The organism is Bacillus sp. MN7755, from assembly GCF_054771475.1.
Window position 1 is genome coordinate 240,431 of the sequence record NZ_BTRL01000015.1, and the last position, 14,349, is coordinate 254,779.

A 14,349-nucleotide genomic window follows, 5' to 3' on the forward strand; every position below is an offset into this window, starting at 1 on the left:
CCGACTACCATTTATGCGGTAGTCGGCGCTTTAAGTGCTGCTGCTTTCTTCTTTGGTAAATAGATTTCATAAGGCGGTGTATTTGGTGCAGATTCACTGTAATGGCCGATGAATTTACATTTCAAACCAACCGTTCCCTTTCCATCTTTCAAATCCACTTCAATAGATGAAACTACTAATGCATTTCGAACAACGAAAATAATCGGCAAGGTGCTTCCTGAAACCATCCCAATCAAAGCAATATCGTGATAACTTGAGTCAGGAATTTCATTTGAAGGCTTCATAATATCGTAATCAGTTTCTGTTGTAGAATCTACTGTCATTCCAGGTAAAGCTAACTGCAGGTTTTCTTTTGTAAATTCTACTAATGTAAGTTCAATATGCGGTTCATCTTTTAATAACCATTTACCGCGCACCATTTTACCTAGCACACCATCAATATCTGCATCATAGTACTCACGATCAAAGCCCACTTTCGTACCACCAGTAGTTGCTCCAACCATTTCCCCGAGTTCTTTTACACTTTTAAATCCTTTGTACATAACACCAGGGCCAATAACGAAATTATCAGTAGTTCCTTCCCGAACACCGTTAATTAATTTCCAGCTCATTTGTTCTACCCCCTAATACAAGTCCGTTCGTATGGTTCGGACAAGAAATTTTACATTTATATGAATGATAGATGGGTCTTCATCTGGTACAGGAAGACTACCTGCACGATGGATAGAAAGTATCCCGTCATCTTTTAAACCAACTTCTCTATCTAGCAATTTTTCAATACGTGTAGCGACCAAATTCGCCTTATCATAATCACCGTTATCACAATACACATCGAAATTAAGAATCATACGATCTATAATTTCAACGTCATCCGGATTATTTGCTTCAATTCTTATAACCACATAAGGCATTTCCATATCATCTTGCGCAGTTTGAAATGTAAGAGCGGGACCTTTGTCCTCGCCTTCACCATATTCCGATAGATTAGCTTTTATTATTTCGTCGCCCTCTACAAGCGTTCTAATAGTTGCAATAGCAGTAGACATACATTATCCTCCCATCATTCTTTTAAGGTCTCTGCGTTGTCTTTCGAATGACTTTAATAAGAATGGACGGGCTTCCATGTTACTTGTACCATTTTCAAGCCATATTGCTTTTTGCAAGTCACTTCCTACTGCACCCAATACTTCTGATTGTGATCGTTTAATATTGTATTTAATCGAATTTAGCAAATCTCCTGTACGAACAGCAGGAGCTTCCCCTGGTTTAGAAGCAGTATATTTACGACTTGTATGTGGTATTTTGTATTGTTTACCGCTACGGCTACCTGTGAGATTTTTTTTAACTTCATTTTGTAAATGAATAGATGCTGCTGTGACTTTTTCAACACACATAGCGTTAATATGCGTCTTTACTTGCTCCATATTGCTTGAGAATTCAATTTCTACTGAATTAGCCATATAGAATCACACCTTTTCGCAGTAAATCTCAATGTGATGATTTAAAAATGCAGGATTACGAGGTTCTCCTTTTACTTCAAACGTATAATCAACGCCTATTTCTTCATTTTTAAAATGAATACGATCATTAGGCTTAATTTTGTAAGAAGCAGGTGCATATATCTTAAAGGTTGTATCGAAATTTTGTTTATCACGCTTAAACCTCTCATTATCTGCAGCTGAATTAGTAGTTACACGACAGATTATATTCTCGTAAATGTCCTCTTCTATTTCTGCATAATTACCAGAGGATTGTTTCTTTCTCTCTTTTCGTTTTACAACTACTTCATGAATATATAAATCATCCATACCACCATCATCAAAGTACATATTCATGTTGCCATCACCGGCTTAACTCTTGCTCTAAACCCTTTTAAGCCATTGAGTATCTTATTGTTTGTAGCAGGTTCGTCTAACGTTTCTGGGCTAATCTGGTACGAATAATCGCCAATACTTTCCGATGTCTTCATTCCCTTTCGCTGCAAGTTAGCACGAACTACTGCAGAAACAACCAAATCAATAATACATTTCTTCATAAGTACCTGCAGATCATCATAATCTTGTATCTTATATTCGAATTCATACAATTGATTTTCGGATAAACCATAAACAATACGCCCGTTTACAGTAATAGAATCGGACATATCTTGTTTCGAACTAACATGAGTTACTTTTGCTATAGATTCAGTAGGAAAAGTAAGCCAAGCTAGTTTACTTGTCTGGATGATTTCTTTCATCGGATTCTCCGGCTTGATTCTTAAATACCTTCTAGTAATAACCGTATAGTAATCTATTAGTTCTTGAATAACTGTATCAGGCATTTTCTGCACATTTACGCGGTCTTTAATGTCCTGCACGGTAATATTCATTATGTTTCTTTCTCCTTCTTATCGACTTCTTTTACAAGTTCAAAATGTCCAGTACTTACAAGGTAATCAGCTTTATCATTTGCAACTGTTTCTCCTTGACCATTCTTAAACGTTTGTCCATAAGCGGTGTAAGTGCCACCTAATCGCAGCGTAACTAATTTCATAATTAACACCCCTTTCACGAAAGTAAAATAATCATTATTAGTTTACTTTCGTTTTATTATAAGGAAAACAAAAGACGACTTTACATAAGTCGTCTTTTAATCTAAAAAATCTATACAAAATCAATAAAATAATTAAGCATTTATTTTATTTAAAATTGAAACCTTATTAGTAGTAAATAGTACATAGTCTTGTTTTCTAGTTTTAATTAAGATTCGATCAGTTGTAGCATAAGGTGTCCCAATTCGAATTGCATCTACTTTTTCAACACCAGCATAAGTATCATCTTCAGTAACTTCAATAATTTCATTTAATGGAATACTAACTTTTGCTAATTGCCATTTAATAATTAATTCCTCTGTTGTTTTTATAACATCAATACCCAACATATTATCAAGACCTTTCCATTCTATTTTCTAAATATAATTATAAATCAAATAAATGAATTTGTAATTAAATATCTTTATTGGATATTTATGTTTTCTAGTGATGTGAATAACAAATTATTTTATCTATTTTTAAAAGTAAACTTTTCGATGAAAGTTTACTTTCGTATTGTTGATTTTATTGGTTCTATCTCGTTTTCCATTAAAAATAAGAAAATATTAAAAAAGTATACATTCAAAACCCTAATAACAAAGAGTTTGTTCCCATAAAAAATACGTCTGGATATTAAGCTCCAAACGCATCCGGAATATTTGTTAAGATTGCTACTGCATCCATTTCTTGAATTACAGCATCATCATCAAAGTGAATTACATAGAATCGTTTATCTTCCATTACTGCAGCTTTACCTTCTGTTGTTTTACGAATACGTGTTTCATATGTGTTAACAGCAATAAAGTTACGTGGATCTGCAAGAATAATTACATCATCCGTTAAAGAAGGAACTGTACAAATTCCGTAGCCCATTGGTTTATTAACTTGATCGCCTGCTCCAAGTAATGCAGCGTCACCAGCACCAGTAGGACGGTTTGTTAAATATTCAATCCATTTTTCTCTACGATTTGGCGACATAATCCAGCGTAGATTACTATTCTTATATTTGTTTGGCATAACACCAGATAATGCAAAGATTGAACCTTTACCAAATCCATTTACTTTTGCTTCTTCTCCTGTACCAGTTACTAGTTTAGCGTGGTCAATAATATGCGATTCTTTCGATTTTAAAATCTTCTTTAACCAACCGTCGTTAATTGATAAGAATGGATCCGATGATTCACTATCCCCATTCCAGTGTAAATCCTCTAAATCGACTCCAGTTTGAGATGCCATAAGAGTCATTACAGTATCTTCAAAACCTTCACCTTCAATGTTTTCGCGAAGAGTTTCTTCTGTAATTTCCCAAGGTAGGCGAAGTGCTTTTGTATTGTATGGAATAGTTGATGTAGTAACACCTGCGCGGTACTCATCATCTTTATTCTCTGTTTTCTTACGTAGAATACGACCGCCAATACCGACTTTATCAAGTACGCCTTGTTTCGCTTTACGCATTTCTTTTCGATGTAACTGAGAGAATGGTGTTGCATCAAATGCCATTCTAAAGAACTCTTTACTTTGCTCCGGGTTTAATAAACCAGAAGAAACTGATCCTGTAGTAATTGTCTTTTCAATTCTAGATACACGTTTTAATAAATCTTGATTGTTGTACGTTGTTCCCATGTTAATATTTCCCACTTATATTACAGGTTAATCCCTGTCCATACAGATTTTTTAATTGGTTGTTGCCCTGGCGTGAATTCTTCGTCTGGATCTAAGCCTTTACGAATAGAAGCAGCATTTTCGATATTTTCAAGACGTTCAACAAATGGTTCTAGCGCTTTATTGATAACTGCTGCAACTTGCTCTTCCGCTGTTTGCTCTTCTGGTGTCGATTCTACTTCCTCACCATTCACTTGTTTTTCAATCTTATCTAGCTTAGTAGCTAGTGGCTCTACCGCTTGTTTAACAATCTCTGCAATATCTTCTACTTTCATTTCTTCTTCCTCCTCTGGTGAAGCAGCTTCTTTTATTTCACTAATTAAAGCTAATGCTTCATCTAATTTTGCATGATTCTTTTGGGATAAAACTTTCCCAGCTTTTTTTATGTTTTCTAATACAATGTTTTCTGCTTTTATACTATCTTCTGATTTCGCAATGGTATAACCGCCTTTAATAGAAGAAAGGATTTCCTTCATATCATCAAGAGCAGCTGTCATTCGGTCGATATCGGGATTATTCTCCCAAATCTCCCAATAGAACACATCTTCGAACAAATTAAAAACGGCACGTAAATCACGATTCTGTCTTTCGTCTACAAAGCGATCTTTTACTTCGCCCTTTTTAATCTCGTGTTTCTCACCTTTGAAGAAACCGACCATTTTACGAATAATGCCTTTCTCTTCACGAGTAAGATCATCTGCTTTTGCGATTTCTACACGTTCACCAAATCCACCCATAGAAAAACCAGTGACTTCACCTTTTTTAATTTCTTCCCAGGTATCTACATCATCAACACGAACTGTCATGAGCCATGTTCCTGCTTTTACTTCTTGTTCGCCTACTGTCATATCACTTTTAGCAATCCAGTTTTCAACTACTGTCCCTTTACCAGCGATTTCATCGTGTTGTTTATCGATGTGTTGGTAATTATCCATAAAGGTATATGCAGCCTTTTCAATTTCCTCTGCGGTCATTGTATCCCCATGTGAATCTTCTACATTTGGTTCATATACCACACCTGTAACAAGCTGCTTCTCTTCCTCTGTTTTAAGGATTGGAACTTGCTTTGATATATTTGGTTGTTTAGCAGATGCACTCTTCATAATGGCGAATTGACGACCATTTGCACCTTTTGTAACCAATGAAATATAACTAATTTCGGCGTTTTTTAGTTCGTATGCCATTGTTTTACCTCCTTCCCTATAAATATTGGGGTTCCACTGTCAAAACGCATAGCAGCCAATTTAAAGCCGTATACGTTTTGACGATGAAACCCCAATTAAATAGGTGTATTTTATTACTCTTCTGAAATCATAGTGCAGCGACAATGCGGATGAGCTGGCGGACACATCTTTCCATTACTAAATAGATCATCAATATCTACCGTTTCCCCGTGTAAACCACCACATTCTTTACAAACACGTTCATCATTACCTGTAAGCCATGTTTTCTTGTTTCTATTTGCGCCCTTATAAGCAATTAAATTGCCGTAATTCATTGCATATGTTGTTTCTGTACGTGCAATCATCATTGCTCTATAGTTACTTGCTTCTGACATCACATCTGCAATAGAAACACTTAATGCATTGACACCCATTCCCTCACTAAGATTCTTTAACATTGTCTCTCTTAATCTATCTTTAGTCGTTTCATGGATTCCTTTTGCTAATTCAAATGCATAAGCAGCAACCCATTTTGCAGCAACGTCACCAATTGGATCTAATACCATCCAGGTTAAACCATTTGATGCAATAGTACTCTGTACAAATTCTGTTACATCATCCTGTAGCGTAGCAGTGACTTCATCGACAAACATTTGTCGTTCCTCATCCCAATCAACATTATCCAGAAATTCATCAACTTCTGCTTCTGCAATTACAAGATCAATCTCTTCATCTGCTTTATTAATACGAATTACGGGAAGCAGGTTTAAGAGCCGTTTTCCCTGCTCGGAAAAAAATAAGCTACCTTCTTTTGCATAGCTTTCTCTATTTCTTCATGCTTTTCCCTAAATGCATTAATAGCAATTAAGTTATCTTGCTCGTTATCTGCAGCTTTTGCAATTGGTTCAGGCGGAGAAGATTCTGTTTTACCATCAAAGAATTTATCCCCTTCCGGTACAGGTTCATAACCTACCACTTTACGGGACTCATTCAGTTTTAATATTCCACCCTCATAACTGTCTTTTGCATATTTCAAATCTGCTTCACGATCATCCGTATCGATTTCATTTAATTTAAAATGCCAATCTAAACCGCCTAGCATTTCAGAAAATACACGGAACAATTGATTGTTTAATCGATGTTCTAATATTTCTTGGCCAGGTTCAATAATAGAACGCTTGTACATCTCATTCATTTCTTTAGCAGTTGTTTGTCCTAATGAACCTGTCATAGCCCAACCGATACGATAAGGTGGTACACGATGGGCCACACATATCTCCATTGCGCTATCCTGCTTATACAAACGGAAACTACCTTCTTTTACATCAGGGCTGACTTTTTCCAATCTAGCTTTTGCTCCTGGTGGAACAGGAACTACGGCCAACTTATGATGTTCGCCCTTAGTTTCTGCAGAGAAGAACGCTTTTAATTCATTTTCCGTTCCCTCATCTATTTCATCGATTCCCTCAATAAATAGCAAAGCATCCGGAATAGTCTTACCCGTAAAAAAGTTAATATTGTAATCTCGCACTGCTTGAGAGCCAACTATTGAACCAATAGAACTAACGTAATTAGGTATCCCATAATAAGAAGAACGAGAACCGAATTTGCGAATAACAATTACTTCTCCGGCTTTTTCTGTCCCGTTTTCTGCAATATCTTCTGCCCCTAAAGGTTGACCATCAACAAGACGAAACTCATCAGGATAACCGAACTTTTTAAACCATCGTTCTTTGTTACTTACGATTTGAGCAAAGCGAATTTTATCTTTATGAGCACGAACTGTATGAGCTGGAATGTGGTATAGTTCTGACGGTTCACCTTTGTTATTACGAACAACTTCAATAATTCCCCAGCCAACTGTCTCATAATCATCCCATACGGCTCTTATGATTTCTGAGCTTGTCATTTCCGGATTACAATTACGCATGAATTCTTTTAATCTTTTATACTGCTCCTGGCTCGCTGCTTCTTTTACTTCTTCAAAAGGGGCAAAGTCAAAACCAACACCAGCAATATCATCGACTTTTGCGCTAATACAAGCAGAATGAATAGGATTACTTTCCTTTATATCCAGTAGCACTGACATTTCATATGGAGGTTTAATTAATCCTTTATCACTATATGATTGAGCGAATGGATCAACTGCCATTTGCTTGCTGTTGTCTTCCTTATTCTTTGGTTCATCTGCAGCTTTATTAATACCAAATACTTTTACATTCTTAATTGTCTTTTTATCGCTCATATCGTTTGTATGTCCTCCTTTCTTCTATAAATAAAGAGCAAAAGAAATAGCCGAACAATTAATGTCCGACTACACTCTTTTAACTTTCCCACCCATAACTACTTTCGGTTTATAGAAGGCTAGAACTATAGCATCTGCTCTATCGGGTGATTGCAATCCGCGTTTCTTCATTTCTTCTTTTCGCTCTAATGCAATCTTACCTCTACTTGTTATTCTGTATTTACGGCTAGAAAATTGAGAAATCATTTTTTCATCATTTGGAATCTCCATTGTAGGTTCTTCCCCCTGTATAAATGCTTTCATATTCTCTTCAAGTAAATCTCTTACAACGGCCCAACCTTCTGCACCTGCATTATCATAATGCTCATCATCAAGCGGCTTCCCGTTATTCACAACCGGATATACTTTGAATGGTAATCGTTCAGATTTAATAACTTCTTTCAATCTGTCCGTAACACCACCACCAACACCACTATCATCGACTTTTATATCAACTCTTTTTAACTGCTTGTACTTTACCATGTATTCCTTAGCTAATTTCAATACGTGGCCAGCAGTTTCCATAGTATCTTGTTTATAGTGGTTTTATATTTTAAAGACTTTATTTCCTATCCTTGGAGCAATTACAGTTTCATCATCACCAAATCGGGCAACGTCAACACCTAAGTCAAGTGTTTCACCAGTCGGCTCTACTTTACAAGATGCTGCTTGCTCTACAATTTCTAGTGGAATAAAAGCGTCTGCTTCTGCTTTAGGAAATTCACCAAGTACACGTACACGCCAAACGTCTGAACCCTCGCCGTATTTCTTTTTCAATACTTCTATATTGTCTTTACTGGTTCGAGGGCTATCTAAGCTAGATACTTTATGTATTTTATATAAATCTCTGTCACGATTATGAGAATCATAAAATACACCACTTGTTCTTGTTGGGTTTCCGCATAAAAACAATTTATTTTCTGCACCAGATAAAGTACCAAGTATGGCTTCCATAATAGGATCTGCTATACCAGAAGCTTCATCACATACAAATAACATATAGTCTTCGTGAAATCCTTGCATGTTCTCCGGCTTCGTTGCCGTTCTAGCAGTAGCAAACCAACGTTCCTCACTGCCAATCATGTATACTCGTGTTTTAGTCCATTTAAGTAGATTTTTAACCACACTGCCTTCTAACCATTTCGCTATTTCAGCCCAAAGTACAGTAAATAACTGTTCCTTTGTAGGAGCTGTACAAATAACTTTTGGATTTGGCCTACAGCAAAGGAACCAGATAACAACAACTGACTCAAGACCTGTTTTACCAACACCCTGGCCAGAACGAACTGAAACCTTTGGACTTTGTGCTAAATCCATAAGAACTTTTCTCTGCCATTCATCCGGATAAAAACCAAGCATATCCTCAGCAAACGCAACTGGATCATCCCAATAAACATCGATAATCTCCATAAATTCACTAAAGGACGTATTACTCATTAGCTTCAGCTTCCTTTTGTTTACGTCTGCGCGCTGCTATCTTCATAAGTGACTCTTTCCAGTCTTCTGTATTCTGATTAGTGTCACCATCAACTTTAATAGAAGCAATTTCTTTCTTAAGTTTCTCAATTCGTAGTTTTTGTTCCTCGGTATTAGCTAACCTATCGTATTTTTCAATAAGGGTTACTAGCGTTGACATTGCTTTCGATTGAGCATTTAAGAAACTAGCTTGCTTATCCCAGGCGAATTGAATTTCCCATTCTTCCTCCAATCCGCTTTCGGTGAGCTTTTTCTTTCGAAGTTCCTTTGTCATGTCCTCTTTATCTCTAATAAACATGATACGTTGAGCATGAATGATTTGAGTGTACTGCAGCATAATGCTTTCCCAGATGATTGCTAAAGGGTCATTATTAATTGCTTCTATTAATTCTTCTTTTAAATCAAATATTTCTTGCGGTAAGTACTTTCTATATAAACCATGAGTAGCTGCATTACCATTACGCAATGGAGCAGAACCTCCAGGATTACCAACAGCATTTTTATTGCCCTTTTTGGCTCCACCACGATTATTTACAGCATTCTTATTACCTTTGGGTGCTCCTGGTTTCTTTTTGGAGTACTCCGTATTTTTCTTTGGAGTACTCCGTTCATTTTTATGGAGTACTCCATTTAATTGCTGCACCCATTTATCTTTTGTTTTCCATCCTCCTACTGTCTTTTCATTAACAGTTCGTTCGGATGTAGACAATAATTCGGCAATTTTACGATTCGTAATATCACCGTTATGTTCTTTAAATATTTCATATGCCTTGTTACGGTCTGGACTTCGTTGTCTCGCCATAATTACATAACACCTGCCCCCTTATCCAATTGTTTGCACTTCCTTCTCTAAACACTCAATGCATATATGAGAATCATCCGTGTTTGCTTCACGGATATAAGTTTTATCAAAATGAGTTATAGTTAATGGCATTTTTAATGTCCACATGCAGGGTTCATTACAAACAGAGCATGTAGGAACGTTTATATTTTCTTCTTCCATTTACACCACCTCATGGTAAGTCCTTTATATTTCACTTTAAATCCATTAATTTTGATGTATAATTATATAAAAAGTTCCAAATTTTAGAATCGAGGTGAACATCATGAAAAGTTTTGGAATGTTAGTACTCTCTACTGTATTTTCAGTGCTCCTAGTATATTATAATGTCAATTCCTTTTATAATAAATTTACATCAGGGAATACATATTATTGGCTAAACGGTATCCTAGCTGTTGGATTCCTTATATCCTTAATTATCAACATAAGAGATATCATCAAGAAAAACTACACAACTTCTGAATCGAATTAAGGAACCATGTCAGGTTCCTTTTTTTCTATTCAAAATAAAAAAGCAGCAGATTCGCTACTTGAAGTTAATCATTTACGTCCGAAACGAATTCTCGCGAAACATCTTCCGCTTCACAGTAAGCTTCTAAATCAGTCCAATAACTTTCATCGTAACGATATTCTTCTAAGTGATCTGTGGACCAACCGTATTTTTTATGATAAGCAAGTCTCTCATCATAACTTTCATTTCTTGCATCTTCTTTAAATTTTTCAGAAGCTAATTCTATTGCTCTATCTATATTTTCTGCAATGACATATACATGGATTTGTGAACCACCCATATATCCATTCGTCACATAATAAAGATTCATTTTCTTTCTTTTCTTCATGTATCTTTTCTTTTTCATAAAAACTACTCCAAAAAGAATCTTATTTTTAAAATAGTGGTAGGAAATTTGTTGTATGCATGGGAAATGAATAGATATTCAAAATGACTACCGATAAGGTTACTTATGTAAACAAGGTTTTCGGGAAATATGCCGTCACATCAACGTTTGTAGCCCTTTAGAGAACTTCCAATTACAACATGTTTTATACATCGTTGATTTTACGCTGTTTTTACCCTAAAACATCCGCTTTCCCTTGCATAAACTTCACTTAGTTAACTATCTCTATTTTTATCGAAATTTACGTAACAAAATATATGATGTGTTACATTAGACTATATTTTTAATTAATTACCATTAAATGGGTTGAGTTGAGTTTGTTTTGTTAATCCTTATCTTTCCTTAACAACAAACAAGGCGCCACCCAGATCACGGCAGCGCCTACGATAATTGCTATACACATGTTTGTTCTATCTACATAGTAAAATAAAACACCCATAATGGACACATCATAAGATTAGTAACCCTATTTTCTGTCCGTTGATTATTATGTTTATAGACCTAGATTGTGCACATCCATATTCAGTAAGCGCATACCCTATTACATGAATACTACTTTAGGAGTGATTATATTATGAATCCTTTCCCGATGAGGATTGTTGTAGCTCCAGCTGCGACTTGGCAACATTTACTTCAATATCATTCATATGGTCAATATGGTATGCAACCTGGGCACATTCCCTTTACTCCTACAATTCCGCCTTCTCCCGTAATATACCAATATCATTATAATTTCCCATCATTGTATTTCCAAGAGTTTCACGGTACATTTAACATCTAATATCTGTACCATTGATGTCAATTCATGTTATACCTAAAACAGTATTTAAATACGTTTAATGTGTAATTTCTATATAACAAAGAAAAAAGCACCCGTTTTGGATGCTCTGATATCAATTATTTATTTGTATTTCAATTACGGTAAATGAAGTTTTCTCCTTCTTCCAATCACCTAATATTGCTGCATCAATTTGTTTGCACTTTATTAAGTAACTGGAAGAAGAGCAAAAGCTCTCCTTAATAACGTTATCATTCAACCACTACCATCTGCTGGTTTCGGATTTTATGTGCCATCATTACGAACCGTTTAGAATTTTAAAAACAACATAATGAGTTGTGTTTCCCGCCACTTCCCACAATACAAATATAACACGTTAATTCCAAAATAACCGGCACATTTCCTGCCAAAAAGCGGTCACGACTCTGCCAACTTTTTCATAGTTCAAATTTTTCCACTGCATCTGTTAATTCCACTGATACACCGAAAATACTTTTTTTCATTTCTGTCATTTTCTTTTTTATAATCCACTGTGGATAATTCAATTCTTCTAGAATATTTCTAAAATAAGTTGGATTTAGCTTTAACACATCAGGATTTCTTCCAGTATTCCTTTTGTATCTAATTATTACTTCTAATAGTTCTTCATTTAACATGAATCACAATTACCTCCCCCTTACATTTTATATTTATGTATATACACCATTCAATTCCTTGATACTACCACTTACCCATATCTTATATTTTGTGTAACTAATCTAAACGCTACAGCCCTTGATATCAATAGCTTCATAGCACTTTCTCTTTTGAGTTACACAACACAATAAAAATGAGTAACCGTATAGAATAGGGTAGCACCACACATCCATCAACTTAAGGAGAATAAACGCTACCAAAACAAAAAAAGCCCCAAATTTTTCTTGAAAATAAGTTGGGGCTTTTGAACCAGAAAAGTATATTTTCAACTATGAAAACTATGATAAATTTTTCCTTTTTTCCTACTTGCTAAATTCAGCAAGTAAAATATTTTTAAAAGGATTAGGACTGCCAGTTCTACCCAAACTATTCCAATTGACGACCAACGTATGCTTGCCTCCAAGTTTACCTCCAACTAGAGTTGTAAACCCTAGAATGCCACCTGAGTGTCCCCATATCGAGACACCGCTTGGAAGCTTAGTTTCATAGATTCCAAGACCATATCCATCGATTCCTTCTTTTCCTGTAGGAACTGTAGTAAGCATTTGTTTTAGTTGCTGTTCTTTCAGTAATTTGCCACCGAGCAAGTAAGAGAAGAATTTGTTTAAGTCGTCAGCAGTAGAAATCATATCTCCAGCAGAGCTAGCTGCACTTGGGTTATAATAAGTAACGTCTTTTAGCTCACTTGCTCCGTCTGGTTGGAAATATCCACGGGCATGGTTAGTGCCTGGAATAACACTTGAGTTGCCTGGTAGGAATGTATTCGACAATTCAAGTGGTTCAATAATTCGATTTTCAACCTCTTCCGCATAGCTGTTTCCAGTTACTTTTTCAATAAGGATACCCAGTAATACGTATCCTGTGTTTGAATAAGACCAGCCCTTTCCTGGAGCAAAGTCTGGGGGAAGAGAAATCCCAATCTTCACTAACTCTTCAGCCGTATACGATTTTTTTGTATCCGTAAAATCAACGTCTTTTGACCTTGAGTATTCAGCGATACCACTTGTATGGTTCAATATCTCCCGGATAGTAATCTTGTTACCATCATATCCATTTCCTTGAATGACACCAGGCAACCAGTCTTCGATGTAGTCGTCTAGCTTCAGGCGATTCTCTCCAACTAATTGAAGTACAACTGTTGCGGTGAACGTCTTCGTCACACTCCCAATGCGAAAGCGAAAATCTGTTTTCATTGGTTTCTTGGTTCTCAGATCCGCTATTCCAGCGGCATACCCCCACGTTTTTCCACCCTCAGAAGTTTTAGCAAGTATCCCCGGGTATCCAAGTTGCAATGTATCTCGCATTGCTTGCTTGACGGAAGTACGATCTCGTTGCGTATTTGTTTGTAACGAACTAGATACATTTTGAGCGGGCTCTGCTTTTACAATTGAGGTTGATGTTGTATATAACAGGGAACTTCCAGCTATTAAAAGGGCCAGACTTGCACATGTAATTTGACTACGTATTTTCATATGGCATTCCTCTCCTCTATTCATATTGTATAAGTGTTTGCTTACTGTTCCTTACTTCCTGACAAGACTTAGGGAAAGGCCCTCACGCATATAGATTAAAGCCCTAGTACAAAGGTATCTATTAATACCAACAATTTGAGCCAGTTAAATCTCCATCCCTTCTATAACAAAATTATTCAAAGGTATGAAAGCATATTATGTACCCTTAGTTATTGTTAGGATTAACACAACATGAGACATAGCCCCAACCCATATTTTACTTTATTTTTCCATGATATGTATTGAGAAAGAATGTAAATTCAAATCCTTTCCGTACCCCAACTATTGATCGTTTTTTTCACCTATTATAATTAATTATTTTGAATTGCATAATAAAAAACTGTAAAAAAATAACGAGTCCCTTAACGTACAGGAAGCGGTTGAAAAATATGTCTAAACGCACAATTTTCTTTTTTGATATGGTGACCCCATCGCAATCAAGCTAAGGTTTTGAAGTACCCACTAAATGAAAT

Annotated in this window: 18 protein-coding genes and 1 pseudogene; 2 read left to right on the plus strand and 17 right to left on the minus strand. The window is 35.9% G+C overall.

The genetic code is table 11. The features are described from left to right. Nucleotides 1-11: 11 nt before the first annotated feature. The 14 genes and pseudogenes from ACYVEC_RS17825 to ACYVEC_RS17890 form a co-directional block, all read right to left on the minus strand. Complete coding sequence (locus ACYVEC_RS17825) at nucleotides 12-611, minus strand: hypothetical protein (protein WP_336448607.1); 600 nt, start codon at nucleotides 609-611, stop codon at nucleotides 12-14. A 12-nt stretch (nucleotides 612-623) separates the two neighbouring features. Continuing rightward, complete coding sequence (locus ACYVEC_RS17830) at nucleotides 624-1,046, minus strand: hypothetical protein (RefSeq protein WP_063223234.1); 423 nt, start codon at nucleotides 1,044-1,046, stop codon at nucleotides 624-626. A gap of 3 nt (nucleotides 1,047-1,049) precedes the next feature. Continuing rightward, entirely contained in the window at nucleotides 1,050-1,460 is a 411-nt protein-coding gene (locus ACYVEC_RS17835) for an HK97-gp10 family putative phage morphogenesis protein (RefSeq protein WP_063223233.1), read from the minus strand. Nucleotides 1,461-1,466: 6 nt separating this feature from the next. Continuing rightward, nucleotides 1,467-1,835: a hypothetical protein gene (locus tag ACYVEC_RS17840; protein ID WP_460507547.1), complete on the minus strand. Its 369-nt coding sequence runs from the start codon at nucleotides 1,833-1,835 to the stop codon at nucleotides 1,467-1,469. Further along, entirely contained in the window at nucleotides 1,832-2,368 is a 537-nt protein-coding gene (locus tag ACYVEC_RS17845) for a hypothetical protein (RefSeq protein ID WP_063223231.1), read from the minus strand. Before ACYVEC_RS17845 ends, ACYVEC_RS17840 begins: the two co-directional genes overlap by 4 nt. Next, the gene (locus ACYVEC_RS17850) at nucleotides 2,368-2,532 is read right to left on the minus strand and encodes a YqbF domain-containing protein (protein WP_080468520.1); all 165 of its coding nucleotides are present in this window, start codon (nucleotides 2,530-2,532) and stop codon (nucleotides 2,368-2,370) included. The genes ACYVEC_RS17845 and ACYVEC_RS17850 overlap by 1 nt, the downstream gene beginning before the upstream one ends. Before the next feature lie 132 nt (nucleotides 2,533-2,664). Continuing rightward, on the minus strand, nucleotides 2,665-2,919 hold the full coding sequence (locus tag ACYVEC_RS17855) for a SunI/YnzG family protein (RefSeq protein WP_063223230.1): 255 nt from the start codon (nucleotides 2,917-2,919) through the stop codon (nucleotides 2,665-2,667). A gap of 283 nt (nucleotides 2,920-3,202) precedes the next feature. Then, nucleotides 3,203-4,192, minus strand: a complete 990-nt coding sequence (locus ACYVEC_RS17860) for a phage major capsid protein (protein WP_098557323.1) — start codon at nucleotides 4,190-4,192, stop codon at nucleotides 3,203-3,205. Between the two features lie 20 nt (nucleotides 4,193-4,212). After that, nucleotides 4,213-5,415, minus strand: coding sequence for an XkdF-like putative serine protease domain-containing protein (locus tag ACYVEC_RS17865; protein ID WP_063223228.1), 1,203 nt, complete (start codon nucleotides 5,413-5,415; stop codon nucleotides 4,213-4,215). A gap of 113 nt (nucleotides 5,416-5,528) precedes the next feature. Beyond that, a complete protein-coding gene (locus tag ACYVEC_RS17870) occupies nucleotides 5,529-6,047 on the minus strand; it encodes a phage head morphogenesis protein (protein ID WP_063223227.1) in 519 nt (172 codons plus the stop codon). A gap of 113 nt (nucleotides 6,048-6,160) precedes the next feature. Next, on the minus strand, nucleotides 6,161-7,639 hold the full coding sequence (locus ACYVEC_RS17875; protein WP_460507552.1) for a phage portal protein: 1,479 nt from the start codon (nucleotides 7,637-7,639) through the stop codon (nucleotides 6,161-6,163). A gap of 69 nt (nucleotides 7,640-7,708) precedes the next feature. Continuing rightward, nucleotides 7,709-9,115, minus strand: a pseudogene (locus ACYVEC_RS17880) (DEAD/DEAH box helicase family protein). Next, entirely contained in the window at nucleotides 9,108-9,956 is an 849-nt protein-coding gene (terS, locus tag ACYVEC_RS17885) for a phage terminase small subunit (protein WP_063223224.1), read from the minus strand. Before terS ends, ACYVEC_RS17880 begins: the two are co-directional and overlap by 8 nt. A 21-nt stretch (nucleotides 9,957-9,977) precedes the next feature. Then, nucleotides 9,978-10,157 (minus strand): hypothetical protein, encoded by a 180-nt coding sequence (locus ACYVEC_RS17890; RefSeq protein ID WP_460507556.1) that lies wholly within the window; start codon nucleotides 10,155-10,157, stop codon nucleotides 9,978-9,980. Between the two features lie 103 nt (nucleotides 10,158-10,260). Between ACYVEC_RS17890 and ACYVEC_RS17895 the strand changes: the two genes are divergently transcribed. Further along, on the plus strand, nucleotides 10,261-10,467 hold the full coding sequence (locus tag ACYVEC_RS17895) for a hypothetical protein (protein WP_078183142.1): 207 nt from the start codon (nucleotides 10,261-10,263) through the stop codon (nucleotides 10,465-10,467). A 64-nt stretch (nucleotides 10,468-10,531) separates the two neighbouring features. Here the strand turns inward: ACYVEC_RS17895 and ACYVEC_RS17900 are convergent, their stop codons facing one another. Further along, nucleotides 10,532-10,852: a hypothetical protein gene (locus ACYVEC_RS17900; RefSeq protein ID WP_063223222.1), complete on the minus strand. Its 321-nt coding sequence runs from the start codon at nucleotides 10,850-10,852 to the stop codon at nucleotides 10,532-10,534. A gap of 613 nt (nucleotides 10,853-11,465) precedes the next feature. Between ACYVEC_RS17900 and ACYVEC_RS17905 the strand changes: the two genes are divergently transcribed. Then, nucleotides 11,466-11,672, plus strand: coding sequence for a hypothetical protein (locus tag ACYVEC_RS17905; protein WP_063223221.1), 207 nt, complete (start codon nucleotides 11,466-11,468; stop codon nucleotides 11,670-11,672). A gap of 434 nt (nucleotides 11,673-12,106) precedes the next feature. On the opposite strand, the gene ACYVEC_RS17910 is transcribed toward ACYVEC_RS17905, so the two are convergent. Further along, the gene (locus ACYVEC_RS17910) at nucleotides 12,107-12,325 is read right to left on the minus strand and encodes a hypothetical protein (RefSeq protein WP_000930974.1); all 219 of its coding nucleotides are present in this window, start codon (nucleotides 12,323-12,325) and stop codon (nucleotides 12,107-12,109) included. A 342-nt stretch (nucleotides 12,326-12,667) separates the two neighbouring features. Further along, nucleotides 12,668-13,837: a serine hydrolase domain-containing protein gene (locus tag ACYVEC_RS17915; protein ID WP_460507561.1), complete on the minus strand. Its 1,170-nt coding sequence runs from the start codon at nucleotides 13,835-13,837 to the stop codon at nucleotides 12,668-12,670. Between the last annotated feature and the right edge of the window lie 512 nt (nucleotides 13,838-14,349).

Coding starts and splice junctions, on each gene's coding strand:
- ACYVEC_RS17825 (WP_336448607.1), bottom strand. CDS start 611: ATGAGCTGGAAATTAATTAACGGTGTTCGGGAAGGAACTACTGATAAT.
- ACYVEC_RS17830 (WP_063223234.1), bottom strand. CDS start 1,046: ATGTCTACTGCTATTGCAACTATTAGAACGCTTGTAGAGGGCGACGAA.
- ACYVEC_RS17835 (WP_063223233.1), bottom strand. CDS start 1,460: ATGGCTAATTCAGTAGAAATTGAATTCTCAAGCAATATGGAGCAAGTA.
- ACYVEC_RS17840 (WP_460507547.1), bottom strand. CDS start 1,835: ATGAATATGTACTTTGATGATGGTGGTATGGATGATTTATATATTCAT.
- ACYVEC_RS17845 (WP_063223231.1), bottom strand. CDS start 2,368: ATGAATATTACCGTGCAGGACATTAAAGACCGCGTAAATGTGCAGAAA.
- ACYVEC_RS17850 (WP_080468520.1), bottom strand. CDS start 2,532: ATGAAATTAGTTACGCTGCGATTAGGTGGCACTTACACCGCTTATGGA.
- ACYVEC_RS17855 (WP_063223230.1), bottom strand. CDS start 2,919: ATGTTGGGTATTGATGTTATAAAAACAACAGAGGAATTAATTATTAAA.
- ACYVEC_RS17860 (WP_098557323.1), bottom strand. CDS start 4,192: ATGGGAACAACGTACAACAATCAAGATTTATTAAAACGTGTATCTAGA.
- ACYVEC_RS17865 (WP_063223228.1), bottom strand. CDS start 5,415: ATGGCATACGAACTAAAAAACGCCGAAATTAGTTATATTTCATTGGTT.
- ACYVEC_RS17870 (WP_063223227.1), bottom strand. CDS start 6,047: ATGTTTGTCGATGAAGTCACTGCTACGCTACAGGATGATGTAACAGAA.
- ACYVEC_RS17875 (WP_460507552.1), bottom strand. CDS start 7,639: ATGAGCGATAAAAAGACAATTAAGAATGTAAAAGTATTTGGTATTAAT.
- terS (WP_063223224.1), bottom strand. CDS start 9,956: ATGGCGAGACAACGAAGTCCAGACCGTAACAAGGCATATGAAATATTT.
- ACYVEC_RS17890 (WP_460507556.1), bottom strand. CDS start 10,157: ATGGAAGAAGAAAATATAAACGTTCCTACATGCTCTGTTTGTAATGAA.
- ACYVEC_RS17895 (WP_078183142.1), top strand. CDS start 10,261: ATGAAAAGTTTTGGAATGTTAGTACTCTCTACTGTATTTTCAGTGCTC.
- ACYVEC_RS17900 (WP_063223222.1), bottom strand. CDS start 10,852: ATGAAAAAGAAAAGATACATGAAGAAAAGAAAGAAAATGAATCTTTAT.
- ACYVEC_RS17905 (WP_063223221.1), top strand. CDS start 11,466: ATGAATCCTTTCCCGATGAGGATTGTTGTAGCTCCAGCTGCGACTTGG.
- ACYVEC_RS17910 (WP_000930974.1), bottom strand. CDS start 12,325: ATGTTAAATGAAGAACTATTAGAAGTAATAATTAGATACAAAAGGAAT.
- ACYVEC_RS17915 (WP_460507561.1), bottom strand. CDS start 13,837: ATGAAAATACGTAGTCAAATTACATGTGCAAGTCTGGCCCTTTTAATA.